Raw genomic sequence first — 16,897 nt, forward strand, 5'->3', positions numbered from 1 at the left:
GCTCTCACACGATGCGGTTGGTCCAGAGCAGGCTGAGGACGAGGCCCACCAGGGCTGCGAGCACGCCGCCGCGGACGAACCAGTAGCTGACGTCGCGGGGCTCGGTGGTGTAGCCGATCTGGCTGCCGAGGTCCTCGTAGACCTGCTCGAGCTCCGCGGCGCTGGCCGCCTCGCTGTAGCTGCCCCCGGTCTCGTCGGCGACCCGCTCCAGCGTCTCGCGGTCCACCGGCACGGGAACCCGCTCGCCGTCGAGGTCGAGGGTGCCGTAGTCGGTGCCGAACGCGATGGTGGAGACCGGGATGCCCGCGTCGACGGCGGCGTCGATGGCCTGGGTGTCGTCGCGGCCCACGGTGTTGTAGCCGTCGGAGAGCAGCACGATCCGCGCCGGCGGCAGCTCCTCCTCCGACGAGTCCAGCGCCGCCTGGTAGTTCTGGATCGCCGTCAGCGAGGTGAACACCGCCTCGCCGATCGCGGTCGACTCGGCCAGGTCGAGGTTGTCGATCGCGGCACGCACCTGCCCGCGGTCGGTGGTCGGCGTGACCACGGTGGTCGCCGTCCCGGCGAAGGACACCAGCCCGAGGTTGATCCGCGGCGGCAGGACGTCGACGAACTCCTTGGCCGCCTCCTGCATCGCCTCGAACCGGCTCGGCTCGATGTCGGTGGCCTGCATCGACAGCGACACGTCGACGGCCATGACCACCGTGGCCCGCTCCCGCGGCACCCGGACCTCGGTGGAGGGGACGGCGAGCGACACCAGCAGCGCGACCATCCCGAGCGCGACCAGGGCGAAGGCCAGGTGCCGCCGCCACCCGGGCCGCTTGGGCACCAGCGTGTCGAGCAGCGCGACGTTGGTGAACCGGGCCGCGTAGGCCTTGCGGCGCAGTTGCAGCACCACGTACAGCGCGACGAGGGCCACGACGGCGAGCACGGCGAGCAGCCACAGCGGGGCCTGGAAGGTCATCGGACGGCTCCTCCGCTGCCGGCACGCCGGCGCTCGGCGACGAACCGGACGACGTCCATCAGCCAGTCGCGGTCCGTGCGCAGCTGCAGGTGCCCGGCGCCGGCCCGGCGCAGCGCCGCGGCGATCTCCCGGCGCTGGGCGGCGGCGCCGGCGGCGAACCGGGCGCGGAACTCCGCGTTGCCGGTCGGCACCTCCAGCGTCTGCCCGCTCTCCGGGTCGACGACGGTGAGCAGCCCGACGTCGGGCAGCTCCAGCTCCCGGGGGTCGACCACCTCGATGGCCAGCAGCTCGTGCCGCGCGGACAGGCCGCGGAGCGGACGCTCCCAGTCGGCGGGGCCCCGCGCGTCAGAACCCAGGAAGTCCGACACGACGACGACGAGGCCCCGCCGCCGCTGCGGCCGGCGCAGCGACTCCAGCGCGGCGGCGAGGTCGCCGCGGCGCCCGCCCGACGCCCGCGGGGTGGCGACGACGGCGCGCAGCAGCCGGTCGGCGGCCAGCCGGCCCGAACCCGCCGGGTAGCGATCGAGCCGCTCGCCGGTGGTGACCACGGCGCCGAGGCGGTTGCCGCCCCGGACGGTCAGGTGGCTCACCGCGGCCAGGCCGGCGATCGCCAGGTCGCGCTTCTGGCACAGGGCGGTGCCGAAGTCGAGGCTGGCCGAGAGGTCCACGACCGCCCACGTCTCCAGCTCGCGGTCGGCGATCGTCTCGCGGACGTGCGGCACCAGGGTGCGCGCCGTGACCGGCCAGTCCATCCGCCGGACGTCGTCGCCGGGGTGGTAGGTGCGGGAGTCGCCGGCTTCGCTGCCCGAGCCCGGCACCAGCCCCAGGTGGTCGCCCTGCAGCAGCCCGTCGAGGCGTCGCCGGATGGTCAGCTCCAGCCGCTGCAGCAGGACGTCGGCCGGGCCCTCGGCGAAGTGCGGCGGTGCGCCGTCACCGGCCCCCGGGTCGATGCCGCTGCCGGGCGTCGGTGCGCGCCCCGGCGGCCCCGGGTCCGCGGTGTCCGCCGTGCGGCGACGGAGGATCACGCCGGCGCGGACCCGCGTGCGTAGCCGTTGGGGGCGGAGCCGGCCTCACCCTGCGGCGCGCTGCCCGGCTGCCCCTGGGGAGCCGGGTGACCCTGCGGGCCGTTCGGGCCCTGCGCACCGGCCGGACCGGGGCCGAACTGCGGCACCGGCTGGCCCTGCGGCGGGCCGAACTGCGGAGCGGGCTGGCCCGGAGCGAACGGTGGCTGGCCCTGCGGCGGACCGAACTGCGGCACGGCCGGCCCACCCGGGACGCCCGGGCCGAAGCCGCCGGCCCGCTGCCTCGGGGTGACCTGCGGCAGAGGCACCGTCTGCAGGATCCGCTTGACCACGTGGTCGGCGGGCACGCCGTCGGCCAGGGCGTCGTAGGAGAGCACCAGGCGGTGGCGGAGCACGTCGGCGGTGACGTCGAGGACGTCCTGCGGGAGCACGTAGTCCCGGCCGCGGACCAGCGCCAGCGCCCGGCTGGCGGCGATCAGCCCCAGGGAGGCGCGCGGGCTGGCGCCGTAGGAGACCCACGAGGCGACGTCCTCCATGCCGTGCTCGCGCGGCGCGCGGGTGGCCACCACCAGGCGGACGACGTAGTCGACCAGCGCGTGGTGGACGAACACCTGCGAGGCGGTGCGCTGCATCCGCAGCAGGTCGGCCGGCCCGAGGACGGTCTCGGCCACCGGCGGGGTCGACCCCATCCGGTAGACGATCTCCCGCTCCTCCTCGGGGCTCGGGTAGTCCACGAGCACCTTCATGAGGAAGCGGTCGCGCTGTGCCTCGGGCAGCGGGTAGACGCCCTCGGACTCGATCGGGTTCTGCGTGGCCAGCACGAGGAAGGGGTCGGGCAGCGGGTGGGTGACCCCGCCGATGGAGACCTGCCGCTCGGCCATGACCTCCAGCAGCGCCGACTGCACCTTGGCCGGCGCGCGGTTGATCTCGTCGGTGAGGACGAAGTTGGCGAACACCGGGCCGAGTTCGGTGGCGAAGGTGTCCTGGCCGGCCTTGTAGATGCGGGTGCCGATGATGTCGGCCGGCACCAGGTCGGGGGTGAACTGCAGGCGGGCGAACCTGCCGCCGACGACGGTGGCGAGCGTCTCCACCGCGAGGGTCTTGGCCACCCCGGGCACGCCTTCGAGCAGCACGTGGCCGCGGGCGAGCAGGGCGACGAGCATCCGCTCGACCAGCCGGTCCTGGCCGACGATGACCCGCTTGATCTCGAACAGCACCCGCTCCAGGCGGGCCGCGTCGGCCGACGGCGGGACCGGCTGGCCGGCGGCGGTCGCGCCGGCAGGCTGCTCGAGGGGGGTGCTGGCGGCGCTGGTCACGCGGTCTCCTCGCTGGGGATCGTCCCGTCGGAGAGCCAGTGTCCTACACGGACCTGGACGGCTCCTGGACGTCCGCCATCCGCTCTCGCCGGGCGAGCCGCCGGCCCCGTGGATCCGCCACGCCGACCGTCCGCGTGGCGTGTGCACACCCCTGCCCGCGGGCACTCCAGGCTGCTAGCCTCGATCCTGCGTCGGGCAGCTCCCCCCGTGGCTGCCCGACGCCCTTCTGCCCCGCGGTCTCAGCCGGTCGGGCGCACGGCTCCGTAGTAGTTCGAGCCGAACCACATCGACGAGATCCGGACGACGTCGCCGCTCTGCGGGGCCTGGATCACCTGACCGCCACCGATGTAGAGCGCCACGTGGTAGATCGAGGTGTAGGCCGAGCCGGTGGCCCAGAACACCAGGTCCCCGGCCTGCAGGTCCGAGGCCGCCACGGTCCGGTCGCGGAACCGCCACCACTGGTCCCGGCTGGTGCTGCCGATGGGGATGCCGGCCTGGGCGTAGGCGTACTCGGTCAGGCCCGAGCAGTCGAAGCCGAAGACCGCGGTGTCCGGCGTGATGCCGTAGGACGGGCCCCGGCTGTTGCCGCCGCCCCAGCTGTAGGGCAGCCCGCGCTGGGACTTCGCCGCGGCGATCGCGATCTGCACGGCCGACCCGGTGGGCGTCCCGGCCGTGGTGTCCGCGGTGGGCTTGGCCGAGGTCCCCGACGACGAGCCGCCGGACGACGAGCCGCCGGACGACGAGCCGCCCGGACTCGCGGACGACGAGCCGGCCGAGTTCCCGGACGACGACGGCGTGGTGGCCGGCGGGCGGGAGCGCGCCGCCTCGGCTGCCGCGGCGGCCGCGGCAGCGGCGTCCCGGGCACCCTCGGCGCCGTAGAGGGCCTCCTGCGCCGCGGCGAGCTCGGCCTCCAGGGTGACCCGCTGCTCGGCCAGGGCCGCGGTCTGGGCGCGGGCGGAGACCTCCTGCTGCTGGGCGGCGGCCAGGGCCTCCCCCGCCGAGGTCTGCAGCTCGGTGGCCTCCTGCACCGCCTGCGTGGCCGCGTCCTCGGCGGCGGTGGCCTGCTCCTCGAGGACGGTCAGCTCGGCGACGACGTCCACGCGGTGGGAGCCGGCGGCGTCCAGGAGGGCCGCCCGCTCAACCAGCTGGCCCGGGCCCTCGGCGCTGAGGAGCGCCGCCGCCCCGGGCGCGGTGCTGCCCTGCATGTAGCTCGACCGCGCGAAGGCGACCACCTGGGCGCGGCCGCGCGCCAGGTCGGCCTCCGCCTCGGCGGCGGCCTCGGCCGCGGCGTCGGCCGCGCTCTGCGCCTCCTCCTGCGCGGCGCGGCGCTCCTCGTACTCCTGCAGCGCGATCTGGGCGGCCTGGTGCGCCGCGTCGGCGGCGGCCTCGGCCTCGGCCAGCTGCGCGCTGAGCGCGCCGGCCCGCGCCGCGGCGGCGTCGCGCTCGCTGCGCGCGGCCGCGACCGCGTCGTCCCCCGGGGTGGCCAGCGCCGTCCCCGGTGCCAGGCCGACGACCACGAGCGCGGCGGCCGCCGTCCCGACACCGCGGAGCCAGCGGGGGCCCCTGACCCTCGCCCGGCCCTGCTCCGTTCGCGCTGCGCTGTCCACGAACCGACCCCTCTTCGACCCTGCGCCGACGCGCCCCGGAGGGCGCTTCCTGGTGCGGGGATCGACCCGGCCGGGGAGGGGGTTGAGGGGGTCCTCACCCGGCCGGGTGATGTCGGGTCAGTTCACCTGACGGTCCGATGTGGACCAGAACGCCTCGCGCAGCTTGAACTTCTGGATCTTCCCGGTGGCGGTGCGGGCCAGCTCGTCGGCGAACTCCACCCGCTTGGGCGCCTTGTAGGTGGCGATCCGCTGCCGGCAGTGGGCGATGATCTCCTCCGCCGTCGCCGACTGGCCCTCGGCCAGGACGACGATCGCGGTCACCATCTCCCCCCACTTGTCGTCGGGGACGCCGATGACCGCGACCTCGGCGACCGCCGGGTGGCTGAAGACGGCGTCCTCCACCTCGATGGAGGAGACGTTCTCGCCACCGGTGATGATCACGTCCTTCTTGCGGTCGGAGATGGTGAGGTAGCCGCCCTCGTCGATCGTGCCGCCGTCCCCGGTGTGGAACCAGCCGCCCTCCAGCGCCTCGGCGGTGGCGTCGGGGTTCTCCCAGTAGCCGGCCAGGACCGTGTTGCCCTGGGCCAGCACCTCGCCGGACTCACTGGTCGTCAGCCGGGTGCCCAGCGCCGGCACCCCGGCCCGCGACAGCCGCTTGGCCCGCTCCTCCGGCGGCAGCCCGTCGTACTCCTCACGCGGGCGGTTGATGGTGAGCAGCGGCGCGGTCTCGGTGAGGCCGTAGATCTGGTTGAACTCCCAGCCGAGCTCGGCCTCGACGCGGGCGATGGTCCGCGAGGGCGGCGGGGCGCCGGCCACGATGATGCGCACCCGGTCGCGTCCCGGGATCTCCCCCTGCCACTCCGCGGCGGCGTCGAGCACGGCGTTCCACACCGCGGGCGCCCCGGCCATGACCGTGACACCGTGCTGCTCGACCCGGCGCAGGATCTCCGCGCCGTCCACCTTGCGCAGCACGACCTGGCGGGCGCCGAGGCCGGTCGTGGAGTACGGCAGCCCCCAGCCGTTGCAGTGGAACATCGGCAGCGTGTGCATGTAGACGTCGCGGTCGCTGATCTGCATGTGCATCGCGAAGGTGACGGCGTTGACCCACTCGTTGCGGTGGGTCATCTGCACGCCCTTGGGCCGGGCCGTCGTCCCGCTCGTGTAGTTGATGGTCGCGGTGGCGTCCTCGTCCGGTTCCGACCACGGCCGCGGCTCGGTGTCGAAGCGCAGCAGCTGCTCGTACTCCTCGCCGGTCGTGAACTTGTGCTCGGCCTCCACGCTCTTGAGCGCCGGCTCCAGCTCCGGGTCGACCAGCAGCACGCGCGCGCCGCAGTGGCCGACGATGTAGCTCACCTCCTCCGGCTGCAGCCGGAAGTTGACCGGGACGGCGACCCGCCCCGACGACGGGACCGCCAGCAGGCACTCCAGCAGCCGGCCGGCGTTGTGGCTGACGATCGCCACCCGCTCCCCCTCGCCCACCCCGAGCGCGTCGAGCCCGGCCTGCAGGGCCCGCCCGCGCCGGGCCACCTCGCGGTAGGTGAGCTCACCGGTGGACGGCGCCGGCTGGTTGGGCTCGTCGACGATGCCGACCCGGTCGCCGTAGACGAGCTCGGCGCGGTCCAGGAAGTCTCGGGTGGTCAAGGGCACGTGCATGTCGGGCTCCCCGGTGCTGTGGCCGTCCCCGGGAGCCGGGGGTCAGCCGCTCGACGTGGTCCCCGTCACGCTAGCCGGACCGGGCCGGTCAGGCAGCGCCCCCGCTCCCGGTCCGCGGTCAGGCGGGGTCGCGGAACCAGCCCGACGGCCCCGGCTCCCGGCCCGCAGCCAGCCGGGGGGCGTACTGGTCGAAGAACACCCGCGCGGTCAGCTCGCGGCGGCTGCGGACGCCGACCTTGGCGAAGACCGCCTTGAGGTGGTCCTGCACGGTGTAGGCCGACAGGTGCAGCGCCGCCGCGATGCCGCTGGTGTCCACCCCTTGCAGCACGAGCTGGACGACGTCCCGCTCGCGTGGCGTGAGGCCGAAGGCGGCCACGACCAGGGGCACGATCTCCGGCGGCCGCGCCTCCTCGATGGTCACGACGACGTCGGACGCCGTGCCGTCGCGGGACACCAGCCGCGAGGCGTGCGCGACCACCCAGTGCCCCGACCGCGTGCGCAGCCGCACCCGCGGCACCATGGGCTGCCCGTCGGCGGCGCCCCGCCGGGCGGCGCCCACCAGGCTGAGCAGGGCCAGCGGCAGCGGCTCCTCCCCCAGCGGCCCGCCGCCCAGCTCGGCGACCTGCGCCGCGGCGCCGACGCTGGCCGAGGCGAGCTCGCCGTCGGCCCCCACCACGAGCACCGCCGGCCCGTCGACGGGGGCGGCGCCGTCGACCGCAGCGGCCGCCAGCAGCCCGCTGCGCAGGCCGGTGGCCAGGGTCGAGCCGATGCTGCTGAGGAACTCCTGCTCCGGCGGGCTGAAGGCGGCAGCCGGGCCGTCGCGGAACAGCGCGAGGAAGCCCCAGGTGGTGCCGTCGACGGTGAGCGCGGCGCGCATCTCGTCGTCGAGGTCCCAGTGGCGCCGGATGAACCGGGAGAAGCGGGGCGAGAGGTCCGGCCGGCCCTCGGTCGCCGTCCGCAGCCCCAGCACCCGGCCGGGCCGCTGGTTCACCTGCAGGAACGCCGACGGGTCGGGCACCTCGTACTCGAAGTGCGCCCACTCGTCGTCGTGGTGGTCGTCGAACACCGCCTTCACGGTGCCGGTGACCAGGCCGGTCGCGGGGTCGGCGGTCGCGAAGCACGCCGCCGCGAACGGCACCGCCCGGGACAGCACCTCGAGCGCCGACTGCGCGAAGGTGGGCGCGTCGAGCCCGCTGGCGGCCAGGCCGCCCACCTGCGCCCGCACCCGTTCGGTGATCATGCTGCTCGTCACGGCGGACAGTGTGGGGGCGGGCAGCCACCTGCGGGTATCCCAGCGATCTGGGGGTGGAACTCCCCAGCGGGCTGGGATGGGCACGCGGTCCGCCCGCCGCCAGGTTCGTCGGCATGACGACCACTCCCGCCGCTCCGGTCGAGCGGATCAACCCCACCCCCTGGAGCGCGGCCTTCGGCTTCGACCAGGCCCAGCTGCGACCCGCGCCGTCCCGCCTGCTGACCGTCGCCGGACAGGGCCCCGTCGACGAGACCGGCGCCCTCCTGCACGAGGACGACGCGGCCGCCCAGCTCGCGCTCGCCGTCGCCAACCTGGAGGCGGTGCTCGCGGCCGGCGGCATGGACCTCGCCGACGTGCTGCGGCTGACGGTCTACGCCGCCGACGTCGACGCCGTCCTCGCCGCCTACGACGTCCTCGTCGAGCGGCTGGCCCGCGCCGGGGCGACCCCGCCGACCACGCTCGTCGGCGTCGCCCGCCTGGCCCTGCCGGGCATGCTCGTCGAGCTCGAGGCGAGCGCCGGCCGATGACCCTCTCCTCCCGCCTCCGCCGCCGTCCCGCCTCGACCTCCCTGGAGTCCCCCGTGACCACCGTCCGCACCCTCGACCTGTCCCGCCTCGCCGCCCGCGTCACCGGGCCCGTCCTCCGTCCCGGTGACGCCGGCTTCGACGCCGAGGTCGCCGGCTTCAACCTCGCCCATCCCCCGCGCCCGGCGGTGGTCGTCGGCGCCACCGGCCCCGAGGACGTCGCCGCGGCCGTCCGGTGGGCCGCCGACGCCGGTCTCGGGGTGACCGTCCAGGCGACCGGTCACGGGCTGGTCGACGACCTGGCCGGCACGCTGCTCGTCACCACCTCGCGGATGACGGACGTGACCGTCGACCCGGCCGCCCGCACCGCACGGGCCGCCGCCGGCGTCCGCTGGCGGCAGGTCATCGACGCCGCCGCGCCGCACGGCCTCGCCCCGCTGTCCGGGTCGTCGTCGGGCGTCGGCGTCGTCGGCTACACCCTCGGCGGCGGGCTCGGCCCCCTGGGCCGCCGGTACGGCTTCGCCGCCGACGCCGTCCGCCGGGTGCAGCTGGTCACGGCCGACGGCGCGATCACGACCGTCGACGCCGCGAGCGACCCCGATCTGTTCTGGGCGCTGCGCGGCGGCAAGGGCGCCTTCGGCGTCGTCACCGAGCTGGAGTTCGACCTGGTGCCCGTCGCCGGCCTGCACGGTGGCGGCCTCTTCTTCCCCGGCTCCGCGGCCGCCGACGTGCTGCACGCCTGGCGGGAGTGGACCGCCGCCCTCCCCGAGGAGACGAGCACGTCGGTCGCCGTCCTGCGGATGCCGCCGGACCCGGCGCTGCCCGAGCCGCTGCGCGGGCAGACCGTCGTGCACCTGCGGTTCGCCCACCTGGGCCCGGCGGCGGAGGGTGCCGCCCTGCTCGCACCGATGCGGGCGGTGGCGCCCGTGCTGGTGGACACCGTCGGCGACCTGCCCCTCGCTGCCGTCGACGCGATCCACATGGACCCGACCGAGCCGATGCCCACCCACGACCGCGGCACGCTGCTGCGGGAGCTGCCCGCCGAGGCGGTCGACGCCCTGCTGGCCGTGGCCGGTCCGGACGTCGACGTGCCGCTGGTGATGGTCGAGCTGCGGCTGCTGGGCGGAGCGCTGGCTCGGCCGGCCGCCGTCCCGAACGCGGTCGCCGGGCGGGATGCCGCCGTCTCCTGCTGGGCGCTGGGCCTCATGGCCGGCCCGCTCACCGAGGTGGTGCCCGCGGTCGCCGCCTCGGTCGTCGAGCGGCTGGCCCCGTGGTCGACGGGCCGGTCGCTGCTCAACTTCCGCGGCACGCCCGGCCCCGGCGGGGTGTGGGACGACGCCGATCTCGGCCGGCTGCGGACCGTCTGCGACCGGGTCGACCCGCGCGGGCTGTTCGCCGCCGGTTCCGCGCTCTGAGCACGCGCCGCGACCGCGGTCCGGCCCCGACGGGGGCCGGGCCGCGGTCAGCGCGCGACCAGCCGCGGCAGCGCGGTGCCGATCGGCTCGCGGACGACGAGGTCGGCGAGGTCGTCGTAGGGCGTCGGCTGGGCGTTGACGACGACGATCCGGGCGCCGGCGTCCGCGGCGAGGTCGGTCAGGCCCGCGGCGGGGTGCACGGTCAGCGAGGTGCCGACGGCCAGGAAGACGTCGCAGTCGGTGGCGGCCGCGACGGCGGCCTCGACGACGGCGGGGTCGAGCGCCTGGCCGAAGCTGACCGTCGCCGACTTGAGGATGCCGCCGCAGCGCAGGCACGCCGGGTCGGGCTCGCCGGCGTCGACCCGGGCCAGGGCCTGCTCCATCGTCGTACGGTCGTGGCAGGACAGGCACTCGACCTCGTGCACGGTGCCGTGCAGCTCGTGGACCAGCTCCGGCGAGGACCCGGCGGCCTGGTGGAGGCCGTCGATGTTCTGGGTGAGCAGGCCGCGCAGCCGGCCCTGCCGCTCCAGGTCGACCAGGGCGCGGTGGCCGGCGTTGGGGTGGACGTCACCGACCTGCAGGTCGCGGCGCATCAGCCAGGCCCGGCGCCGGATGTCGGGGTCGGCGACGTAGTACGACAGCGTGACGAGCTTCTCGGCGTCCGGGTCCCGGGTCCAGACGCCGTTCGGACCGCGGTAGTCGGGGATGCCGCTGTCGGTGGAGATGCCCGCGCCGGTGAGCACGGTGACCCGCTCGGCGGCGGTCAGCCAGGCGGGCAGCGGCTCGGGCACGGCGCCGGTCGTCACGCCGTCCACCGTAGGAGCGGGCACCGCCGGCCTACCCCCCGGAGCAGGCAAGGGTCGCCTCACCTGCGCGCGGCCGGCGGGCGGCTGGGATGATCGGGGGTGGCAAGCAGCGCGACAGACCAGCGAGGGGTAGGCGCAGAGACGTGGCAGCCAGCAAGGACAGCTTCGGGGCACGGGCGACGCTGAGCGTCGACGGCACCGACTACGACATCTACCGGCTCGACGCGGTGGAGGGCTCCGAGAAGCTGCCCTTCAGCCTGAAGGTCCTCCTCGAGAACCTGCTGCGCACCGAGGACGGCGCGGACATCACCGCCGACCACATCCGTGCGCTGGCGAGCTGGGACCCGAACGCCGAGCCGGACCAGGAGATCCAGTTCACCCCGGCGCGCGTGGTGATGCAGGACTTCACCGGCGTGCCCTGCATCGTCGACCTCGCCACGATGCGCGAGGCCATGGCCGAGATCGGCGGCGACCCGAGCAAGATCAATCCGCTCGCCCCGGCCGAGCTGGTCATCGACCACTCGGTGATCGCCGACGTCTTCGGCACCCCGGACTCCTTCGAGCGCAACGTCGAGATCGAGTACCAGCGCAACGGCGAGCGCTACCAGTTCCTGCGCTGGGGCCAGGGCGCCTTCAACGACTTCAAGGTCGTCCCCCCGGGCATGGGCATCGTCCACCAGGTCAACATCGAGCACCTGGCCCGCGTGGTGTTCCCGCGCCAGGAGGGCGACCGCGTCGTCGCCTACCCCGACACCTGCGTGGGCACCGACTCGCACACCACGATGGTCAACGGCCTGGGCGTGCTGGGCTGGGGCGTCGGCGGCATCGAGGCCGAGGCCGCGATGCTCGGCCAGCCGGTCTCGATGCTCATCCCGCGGGTCGTCGGCTTCAAGCTGACCGGTCAGCTGCCCGACGGCTCCACCGCGACCGACCTGGTCCTCACCATCACCGAGATGCTGCGGCAGCACGGCGTCGTCGGGAAGTTCGTCGAGTTCTACGGCGAGGGCGTCTCGGCGGTGCCGCTGGCCAACCGCGCCACGATCGGCAACATGAGCCCGGAGTTCGGCTCCACCGCGGCGATGTTCCCCATCGACCAGGAGACCATCGACTACCTGAAGCTGACCGGCCGCTCGGCCGAGCAGGTGGCGCTCGTCGAGGCCTACGCCAAGGAGCAGGGCCTCTGGCACGACGCCTCACGCGAGCCGTCGTTCTCCGAGTACCTCGAGCTCGACCTCGCGACCGTCGTCCCCTCCATCGCCGGCCCCAAGCGGCCGCAGGACCGCGTGTCGCTGTCCGACGCCAAGGCCTCCTTCCGGCAGGCGCTGCCCACGTACGCGCCGATCGACGAGATGCAGAAGGACGACGACGACGCCCCGCGTGACGCCGGCTCCGCCGTCGACGAAGCCGTCGAGGAGACCTTCCCCGCGTCCGACCCGGCGAGCCCCTTCGCGCACGGCAACGGCGAGGAGGGCAAGCCGCACCACGCCGTCGTCCCCACCCCGACCGGTGAGCGCGCCTCCAAGCCGACCAAGGTCGTGCTGGAGGACGGCACCGAGACCTTCGTCGACCACGGCCACGTGGTGATCGCGGCGATCACCTCGTGCACCAACACGTCGAACCCTCAGGTCATGATCGGCGCCGGGCTGCTGGCCAAGAAGGCCGTCGAGGCGGGCCTGGAGAGCAAGCCCTGGGTGAAGACGACGCTGGCGCCCGGCTCGAAGGTGGTCACGGACTACTACGAGAAGGCCAACCTCACCCCGTACCTGGAGAAGCTGGGCTTCTTCCTGGTCGGGTACGGCTGCACCACCTGCATCGGCAACTCCGGCCCGCTCCCGGAGCCGGTGTCGGCCGCGGTCAACGAGGCCGACCTCGCCGTCGTCTCGGTGCTGTCGGGCAACCGCAACTTCGAGGGCCGGATCAACCCCGACGTCAAGATGAACTACCTGGCCAGCCCGCCGCTGGTGATCGCCTACGCGCTGGCCGGCTCGATGGACGTCGACATCACCTCCGAGCCGCTGGGCAAGGGCAAGGACGGGCAGGACGTGTACCTGCGCGACATCTGGCCCTCGCCGCAGGAGGTCCAGCGGGTCATCGACGAGGCCGTCTCCGCGGAGCAGTTCGGCCGCAGCTACGAGGACGTCTTCGCCGGCACCGAGCAGTGGCAGAACCTGCCCACGCCCACCGGTGACACCTTCGACTGGGCCCCGGAGAGCACCTACGTCCGGAAGCCCCCGTACTTCGAGGGCATGCCGGAGACGCCGGCCCCGGTGCAGGACATCACCGGCGCCCGCACCCTCGCGGTGCTCGGCGACTCGGTGACCACCGACCACATCTCGCCGGCCGGCTCGATCAAGGCCGACAGCCCGGCCGGGAAGTACCTGAGCGAGCACGGCGTCGAGCGGCGCGACTTCAACTCCTACGGCTCCCGGCGCGGGAACCACGAGGTGATGATCCGCGGCACGTTCGCCAACATCCGGCTGCGCAACCTGCTCGTGCCCGGCACCGAGGGTGGCGTCACCAAGAACCACCTCACCGGTGAGACGACGACGATCTACGACGCGTCGGTCGCCTACCAGGAGCAGGGCATCCCGCTGGTCGTCCTGGCCGGCAAGGAGTACGGCTCGGGCTCGTCGCGTGACTGGGCGGCCAAGGGCACCGCGCTGCTGGGCGTCAAGGCCGTCATCGCCGAGAGCTACGAGCGCATCCACCGCTCCAACCTCATCGGCATGGGCGTGCTGCCGCTGCAGTTCCCCCAGGGCCAGGACCGCGAGTCGCTCGGCCTGACCGGCGACGAGGAGTTCACGATCACCGGCATCACCGGGCTCAACGACGGCGAGACGCCGCGCACGGTGAAGGTGACGGCGAAGGCATCGGACGGTCAGACGACCGAGTTCGACGCCGTCGTCCGCATCGACACCCCCGGTGAGGCGAACTACTACCGCAACGGCGGGATCATGCAGTACGTCCTGCGCTCGCTGCGGGGCTCCGCCAACTGATGGACCTGGGCCTGGGCGGTCGCGGGTACCTGCTCACCGGCGCGAGCCGGGGGCTGGGGTTCGCGGCCGCCCGGGCCCTGGTCGACGACGGCGCCCGGGTGCTGGTGAGTTCCCGCTCCGCCGACTCCGTCGCCGCGGCCGCCGAGCAACTCGGGGGTCCACCGGCGGCGTACGGCGAGGCCGCGGACCTCGCCGACGCCGGCGCCGCCGACCGGCTGGTCGATGCCGCCCTCGACCGCCTCGGCGAGGTGCACGGCGCGCTGGTCTCGGTCGGCGGCCCGGCGCCGGGCAGCGTCCTCGGCACCGCCGAGGAGGACTGGCGGGACGGCGTCGAGAGCCTGCTGCTCGGCCCGCTGCGGCTGGTGAAGGCCCTCGTCCCGCACCTGCGCGAGGGTGCGGCGATCGGCTTCGTGCTCTCCACCTCGGTGCGCCAGCCCCTGGAGGGCCTGGCGGTGTCCAACGGGCTGCGGCCGGGGATCGCCATGACGGCGAAGGGGCTGTCCGACGAGCTGGGCCCGCGCGGGATCCGCGTGGTCGGCCTGCTCCCCGGCGCGACCGAGACCGACCGGGTCCTCGAGATCGACTCGCGGCAGCCCGACCCCGACGCCGCCCGCCGTGCGACCGAGGCGTCGATCCCGTTGCGGCGGTACGCGCGCCCGGAGGAGTTCGGCCGCGTCGCCGCGTTCCTCCTCTCCCCCGCCGCCTCCTACGTCACCGGGACGATGGTCCCCGTGGACGGCGGCCGGCTGCGCGGGCCGTGAGCGAGCCGGCCGGCGCTCCCCCCGTGCTGGTCGCCTGCGCGCACGGCACCCGCAACCCCACCGGCCGCCGGCTGATCGCCGAGCTCGCCCTCGCCGCCCGCGCGCTGCGCCCCGGGCTGACGACCACGGCGGCGTTCGTCGACGTCCAGCCCCCGACGGTGGCCGACGTCGTCGGCGAGCTGCGGGCCGCCGGCCGCCCCGCGGTCGTCGTGCCCCTGCTGCTGTCCGGCGGCTACCACGTGCACGTGGACATCGCGCGGGCCGTCGAGGGCGGCGCGGGCGCGGTGGCCGCCCGGCCGCTCGGACCCGACCCGCGGCTGGCCGAGGTCCTCGTCGACCGGCTGCTGGCGGCCGGCGCCGACCCGCGGGACCCGCGCACCGCGGTGGTGCTGGCGGCCGCCGGCTCGAGCGACCCGCGCTCGGTCGCCGACGTCGAGGACACCGCCGCCCTCCTGCAGCGGTCCTGGGCCGGCCCGGTCACCACCGGCTACGGCTCCGCAGCCCGGCCGACCGTCGCCGACGCGGTGACCGCCGCCCGCCGGGCCGGCGCCGGACGGGTCGTCGTCGCGGCCTACCTGCTGGCGCCCGGCCACTTCCACGACAGGCTCGCCGGCACCGGCGCCGACACCGTCACCGCTCCCCTGCTGCCCGACGAGCGGATCGCGGCCGTGCTCCTGGACCGCTACGACGCCGTCGCCTCGTCCGTGGAGGTCTGACGCCCCCGGGCTCAGCCCCGGTGGAGTCGCTCGGCGACGTCCGGCGCCACGAGGATGGAGAAGCGGTCGAACACCGCCTCGGTGACCGTCTCCCCGATGCAGTCGCTGGCGCTCCGCACCGCCGCGCCCCCGGTCAGCAGCCGGTCGAAGCCGTCGCTGATCTCCTGCAGCAGGTACGGCGCCGCCGTCGTGCGCCCGAAGTGGTTGACCGCCACCATCGACACCTCGTCCTTGAGGTCGGCCAGCCGCGCGGCGCTCTTGGCGAAGGTCTCGACGTCGGAGTCGTGGAACTGGGCGTAGATGGGCCCGGTGTTGATGGTGTCGCCGCCGAAGAGGATGCCGGACCGGTCGTCGAGCAGGCAGATGCTGTCGCCCGAGTGGCCGGGTGTGTGCAGCACCCGCAGCTCGCGGCCGCCCAGGTCGACCACGTCGCCGTCGGCGAGCGTGCGCGTCGGCGGCTGCGGGGCGATCTCCCACGCCATGGGGTCGAAGCCGGCAGGGAGGGGCCGCGGCACGCTGTCGGCGTCGAAGAGGTGGAAGTACCGCTCGTCGGCGTCGCGTACCGCCTGCGCCGCCCGCACCAGCTCCTCGGCGTAGTGCAGGTACTGCTGGAGGACCTCGCGGGGCACGGGCTCGACGAGCAGGGCGGCGCCGGCCTCGTGGATCGCGGTGTCCTCGAACTCGTGGTTCCCGCCGACGTGGTCGAAGTGGTAGTGGGTGTTCACCACCGACACCGGCAGGGCGGTCAGCCCCTCCACGACCGGCCGCACGCGCGCGATCCCCAGCCCGGTGTCGAGCAGGACCGCACGCTCGGCGCCCTCGATCAGCCACATGTTGACGTGCGACGGCTCCGCGATGCTCCACACTCCTGCGGAGACCTGCCGTGCCTCGTGCCAGGACGCCATCGTGGCGCCTCCCTCCCAGGAGTCGGTGAGCGGACGCTCGCAGGGGCTGCACCGTACGCTGACCTACAGTCGGACGGTAGGTCTGGGGACCTGCACGAGGGGCGGAGGAGGGCAACGTGACCGCGAGCCGGCCCGGCCCCTACACCGTCGGCGAGGTGGCGGCCGCAGCCGGCGTGAGCCCGCAGACGATCCGCGAGTGGGAACGCCGCGGCCTGCTGCGGGGGCAGCGCACCCCCGGAGGGCAGCGGCGTTTCGGGGAGCCCGCCCGCGCGGCGGCGCGCCAGCTGGCGGCGACGCGCCGGCGGACCGAGCAGGCGACCGCGCCTCCGTCTCCTCCGGAGGAGGGCCTCGAGATCGCGCGCACCGGCGCGCGGATCCGGGCCGCCCGCCTCAAGGCCGGGCTCAGCCAGAGCGAGGCGGCCGAGCGGATCGGCATCTCACGCTCCTTCCTCTCGACCGTGGAGCGGGGGCAGTCCGGCGTCAGCGTGCACGTGCTCTCCGCCATGGCGGACGTCTTCGGCATCCCCATGGGCGAGTTCGGCCCGCCGGCCTCCCCGACCGCGGTGCTGCACCCCGACGAGCGCCCGCGGACCGTCCTCGCCGGCGGCGTCACCTGGGAGGAGCTGGTGACCCCGGGCCGGGCGATGGAGCCCGCCCTCCTGCACGTGCCGGGCCGCGAGACCAGCGGCGGCCGGGTGACCCGCCCCGGGGAGACGTTCGTCTTCGTGCTCAGCGGCTCCCTCGTGTTCGAGGTCGAGGGCACGGACGCCGAGCTGGGGTTGTCCGACGGCGACGCGCTGATCATCGAGGCCGCCACGGCGTACGCCTGGCGGAACCCGTCGCCCGCCCCGGCGCGCTGCCTGTGGGTCGAGGAGGTGCCGAGGGCACGCCCGCGGAACGCCGGACGTTGACCTGCGTCACAGTCGGGTTGTAGCTTTCCGCGCCATCGCGCTTCCGCGCGGC

General features: G+C 74.9%; 14 protein-coding genes. 6 read left to right on the forward strand and 8 right to left on the reverse strand.

Annotated features, from left to right (window positions below; genetic code table 11):
- Positions 1–4: 4 nt before the first annotated feature.
- The 6 genes from ACI78Q_RS12555 to ACI78Q_RS12580 all read right to left on the reverse strand — a co-directional run bounded on the left by ACI78Q_RS12555 (position 5) and on the right by ACI78Q_RS12580 (position 7,811).
- Complete coding sequence (locus tag ACI78Q_RS12555) at positions 5–961, reverse strand: VWA domain-containing protein (protein ID WP_456923715.1); 957 nt, start codon at positions 959–961, stop codon at positions 5–7.
- Positions 958–1,986: a DUF58 domain-containing protein gene (locus tag ACI78Q_RS12560; RefSeq protein WP_456923716.1), complete on the reverse strand. Its 1,029-nt coding sequence runs from the start codon at positions 1,984–1,986 to the stop codon at positions 958–960. Before ACI78Q_RS12560 ends, ACI78Q_RS12555 begins: the two co-directional genes overlap by 4 nt.
- The gene (locus tag ACI78Q_RS12565) at positions 1,983–3,299 is read right to left on the reverse strand and encodes an AAA family ATPase (RefSeq protein WP_456923717.1); all 1,317 of its coding nucleotides are present in this window, start codon (positions 3,297–3,299) and stop codon (positions 1,983–1,985) included. Before ACI78Q_RS12565 ends, ACI78Q_RS12560 begins: the two co-directional genes overlap by 4 nt.
- Before the next feature lie 239 nt (positions 3,300–3,538).
- The gene (locus ACI78Q_RS12570) at positions 3,539–4,906 is read right to left on the reverse strand and encodes an NlpC/P60 family protein (protein WP_456923719.1); all 1,368 of its coding nucleotides are present in this window, start codon (positions 4,904–4,906) and stop codon (positions 3,539–3,541) included.
- A 117-nt stretch (positions 4,907–5,023) separates the two neighbouring features.
- Positions 5,024–6,559, reverse strand: coding sequence for a long-chain-fatty-acid--CoA ligase (locus ACI78Q_RS12575; protein WP_456923720.1), 1,536 nt, complete (start codon positions 6,557–6,559; stop codon positions 5,024–5,026).
- 118 nt (positions 6,560–6,677) lie between these two features.
- Positions 6,678–7,811 (reverse strand): LuxR C-terminal-related transcriptional regulator, encoded by a 1,134-nt coding sequence (locus tag ACI78Q_RS12580; RefSeq protein WP_456923721.1) that lies wholly within the window; start codon positions 7,809–7,811, stop codon positions 6,678–6,680.
- A 113-nt stretch (positions 7,812–7,924) separates the two neighbouring features.
- Here ACI78Q_RS12580 and ACI78Q_RS12585 point away from each other — a divergent pair, with 113 nt between their 5' ends.
- The gene (locus tag ACI78Q_RS12585; RefSeq protein WP_456923722.1) at positions 7,925–8,338 is read left to right on the forward strand and encodes a RidA family protein; all 414 of its coding nucleotides are present in this window, start codon (positions 7,925–7,927) and stop codon (positions 8,336–8,338) included.
- A 53-nt stretch (positions 8,339–8,391) separates the two neighbouring features.
- A complete protein-coding gene (locus ACI78Q_RS12590) occupies positions 8,392–9,750 on the forward strand; it encodes an FAD-binding oxidoreductase (protein ID WP_456923723.1) in 1,359 nt (452 codons plus the stop codon).
- Positions 9,751–9,797: 47 nt separating this feature from the next.
- On the opposite strand, the gene ACI78Q_RS12595 is transcribed toward ACI78Q_RS12590, so the two are convergent.
- Positions 9,798–10,556, reverse strand: coding sequence for an SIR2 family NAD-dependent protein deacylase (locus ACI78Q_RS12595; protein ID WP_456923724.1), 759 nt, complete (start codon positions 10,554–10,556; stop codon positions 9,798–9,800).
- A 143-nt stretch (positions 10,557–10,699) separates the two neighbouring features.
- On the opposite strand from ACI78Q_RS12595, the gene ACI78Q_RS12600 reads away from it, so the two are divergent.
- Genes ACI78Q_RS12600 through ACI78Q_RS12610 form a run of 3 tightly spaced genes read left to right on the forward strand, consistent with a single transcriptional unit; the run spans position 10,700 to position 15,029 of the window.
- The gene (locus ACI78Q_RS12600; protein WP_456923725.1) at positions 10,700–13,552 is read left to right on the forward strand and encodes an aconitate hydratase; all 2,853 of its coding nucleotides are present in this window, start codon (positions 10,700–10,702) and stop codon (positions 13,550–13,552) included.
- Entirely contained in the window at positions 13,552–14,313 is a 762-nt protein-coding gene (locus ACI78Q_RS12605; protein WP_456923726.1) for an SDR family oxidoreductase, read from the forward strand. Before ACI78Q_RS12600 ends, ACI78Q_RS12605 begins: the two co-directional genes overlap by 1 nt.
- Positions 14,310–15,029: a sirohydrochlorin chelatase gene (locus tag ACI78Q_RS12610; RefSeq protein WP_456923727.1), complete on the forward strand. Its 720-nt coding sequence runs from the start codon at positions 14,310–14,312 to the stop codon at positions 15,027–15,029. Before ACI78Q_RS12605 ends, ACI78Q_RS12610 begins: the two co-directional genes overlap by 4 nt.
- A gap of 11 nt (positions 15,030–15,040) precedes the next feature.
- Here ACI78Q_RS12610 and ACI78Q_RS12615 read toward each other — a convergent pair whose 3' ends face one another.
- The gene (locus ACI78Q_RS12615; protein ID WP_456923728.1) at positions 15,041–15,934 is read right to left on the reverse strand and encodes an MBL fold metallo-hydrolase; all 894 of its coding nucleotides are present in this window, start codon (positions 15,932–15,934) and stop codon (positions 15,041–15,043) included.
- Positions 15,935–16,050: 116 nt separating this feature from the next.
- Between ACI78Q_RS12615 and ACI78Q_RS12620 the strand changes: the two genes are divergently transcribed.
- Complete coding sequence (locus tag ACI78Q_RS12620) at positions 16,051–16,845, forward strand: helix-turn-helix domain-containing protein (protein ID WP_456923729.1); 795 nt, start codon at positions 16,051–16,053, stop codon at positions 16,843–16,845.
- Positions 16,846–16,897 lie beyond the last annotated feature (52 nt).

Source organism: Geodermatophilus sp. SYSU D00705 (assembly GCF_054050135.1).

Coding starts and splice junctions, on each gene's coding strand:
- ACI78Q_RS12555 (WP_456923715.1), bottom strand. CDS start 961: ATGACCTTCCAGGCCCCGCTGTGGCTGCTCGCCGTGCTCGCCGTCGTG.
- ACI78Q_RS12575 (WP_456923720.1), bottom strand. CDS start 6,559: ATGCACGTGCCCTTGACCACCCGAGACTTCCTGGACCGCGCCGAGCTC.
- ACI78Q_RS12585 (WP_456923722.1), top strand. CDS start 7,925: ATGACGACCACTCCCGCCGCTCCGGTCGAGCGGATCAACCCCACCCCC.
- ACI78Q_RS12605 (WP_456923726.1), top strand. CDS start 13,552: ATGGACCTGGGCCTGGGCGGTCGCGGGTACCTGCTCACCGGCGCGAGC.
- ACI78Q_RS12615 (WP_456923728.1), bottom strand. CDS start 15,934: ATGGCGTCCTGGCACGAGGCACGGCAGGTCTCCGCAGGAGTGTGGAGC.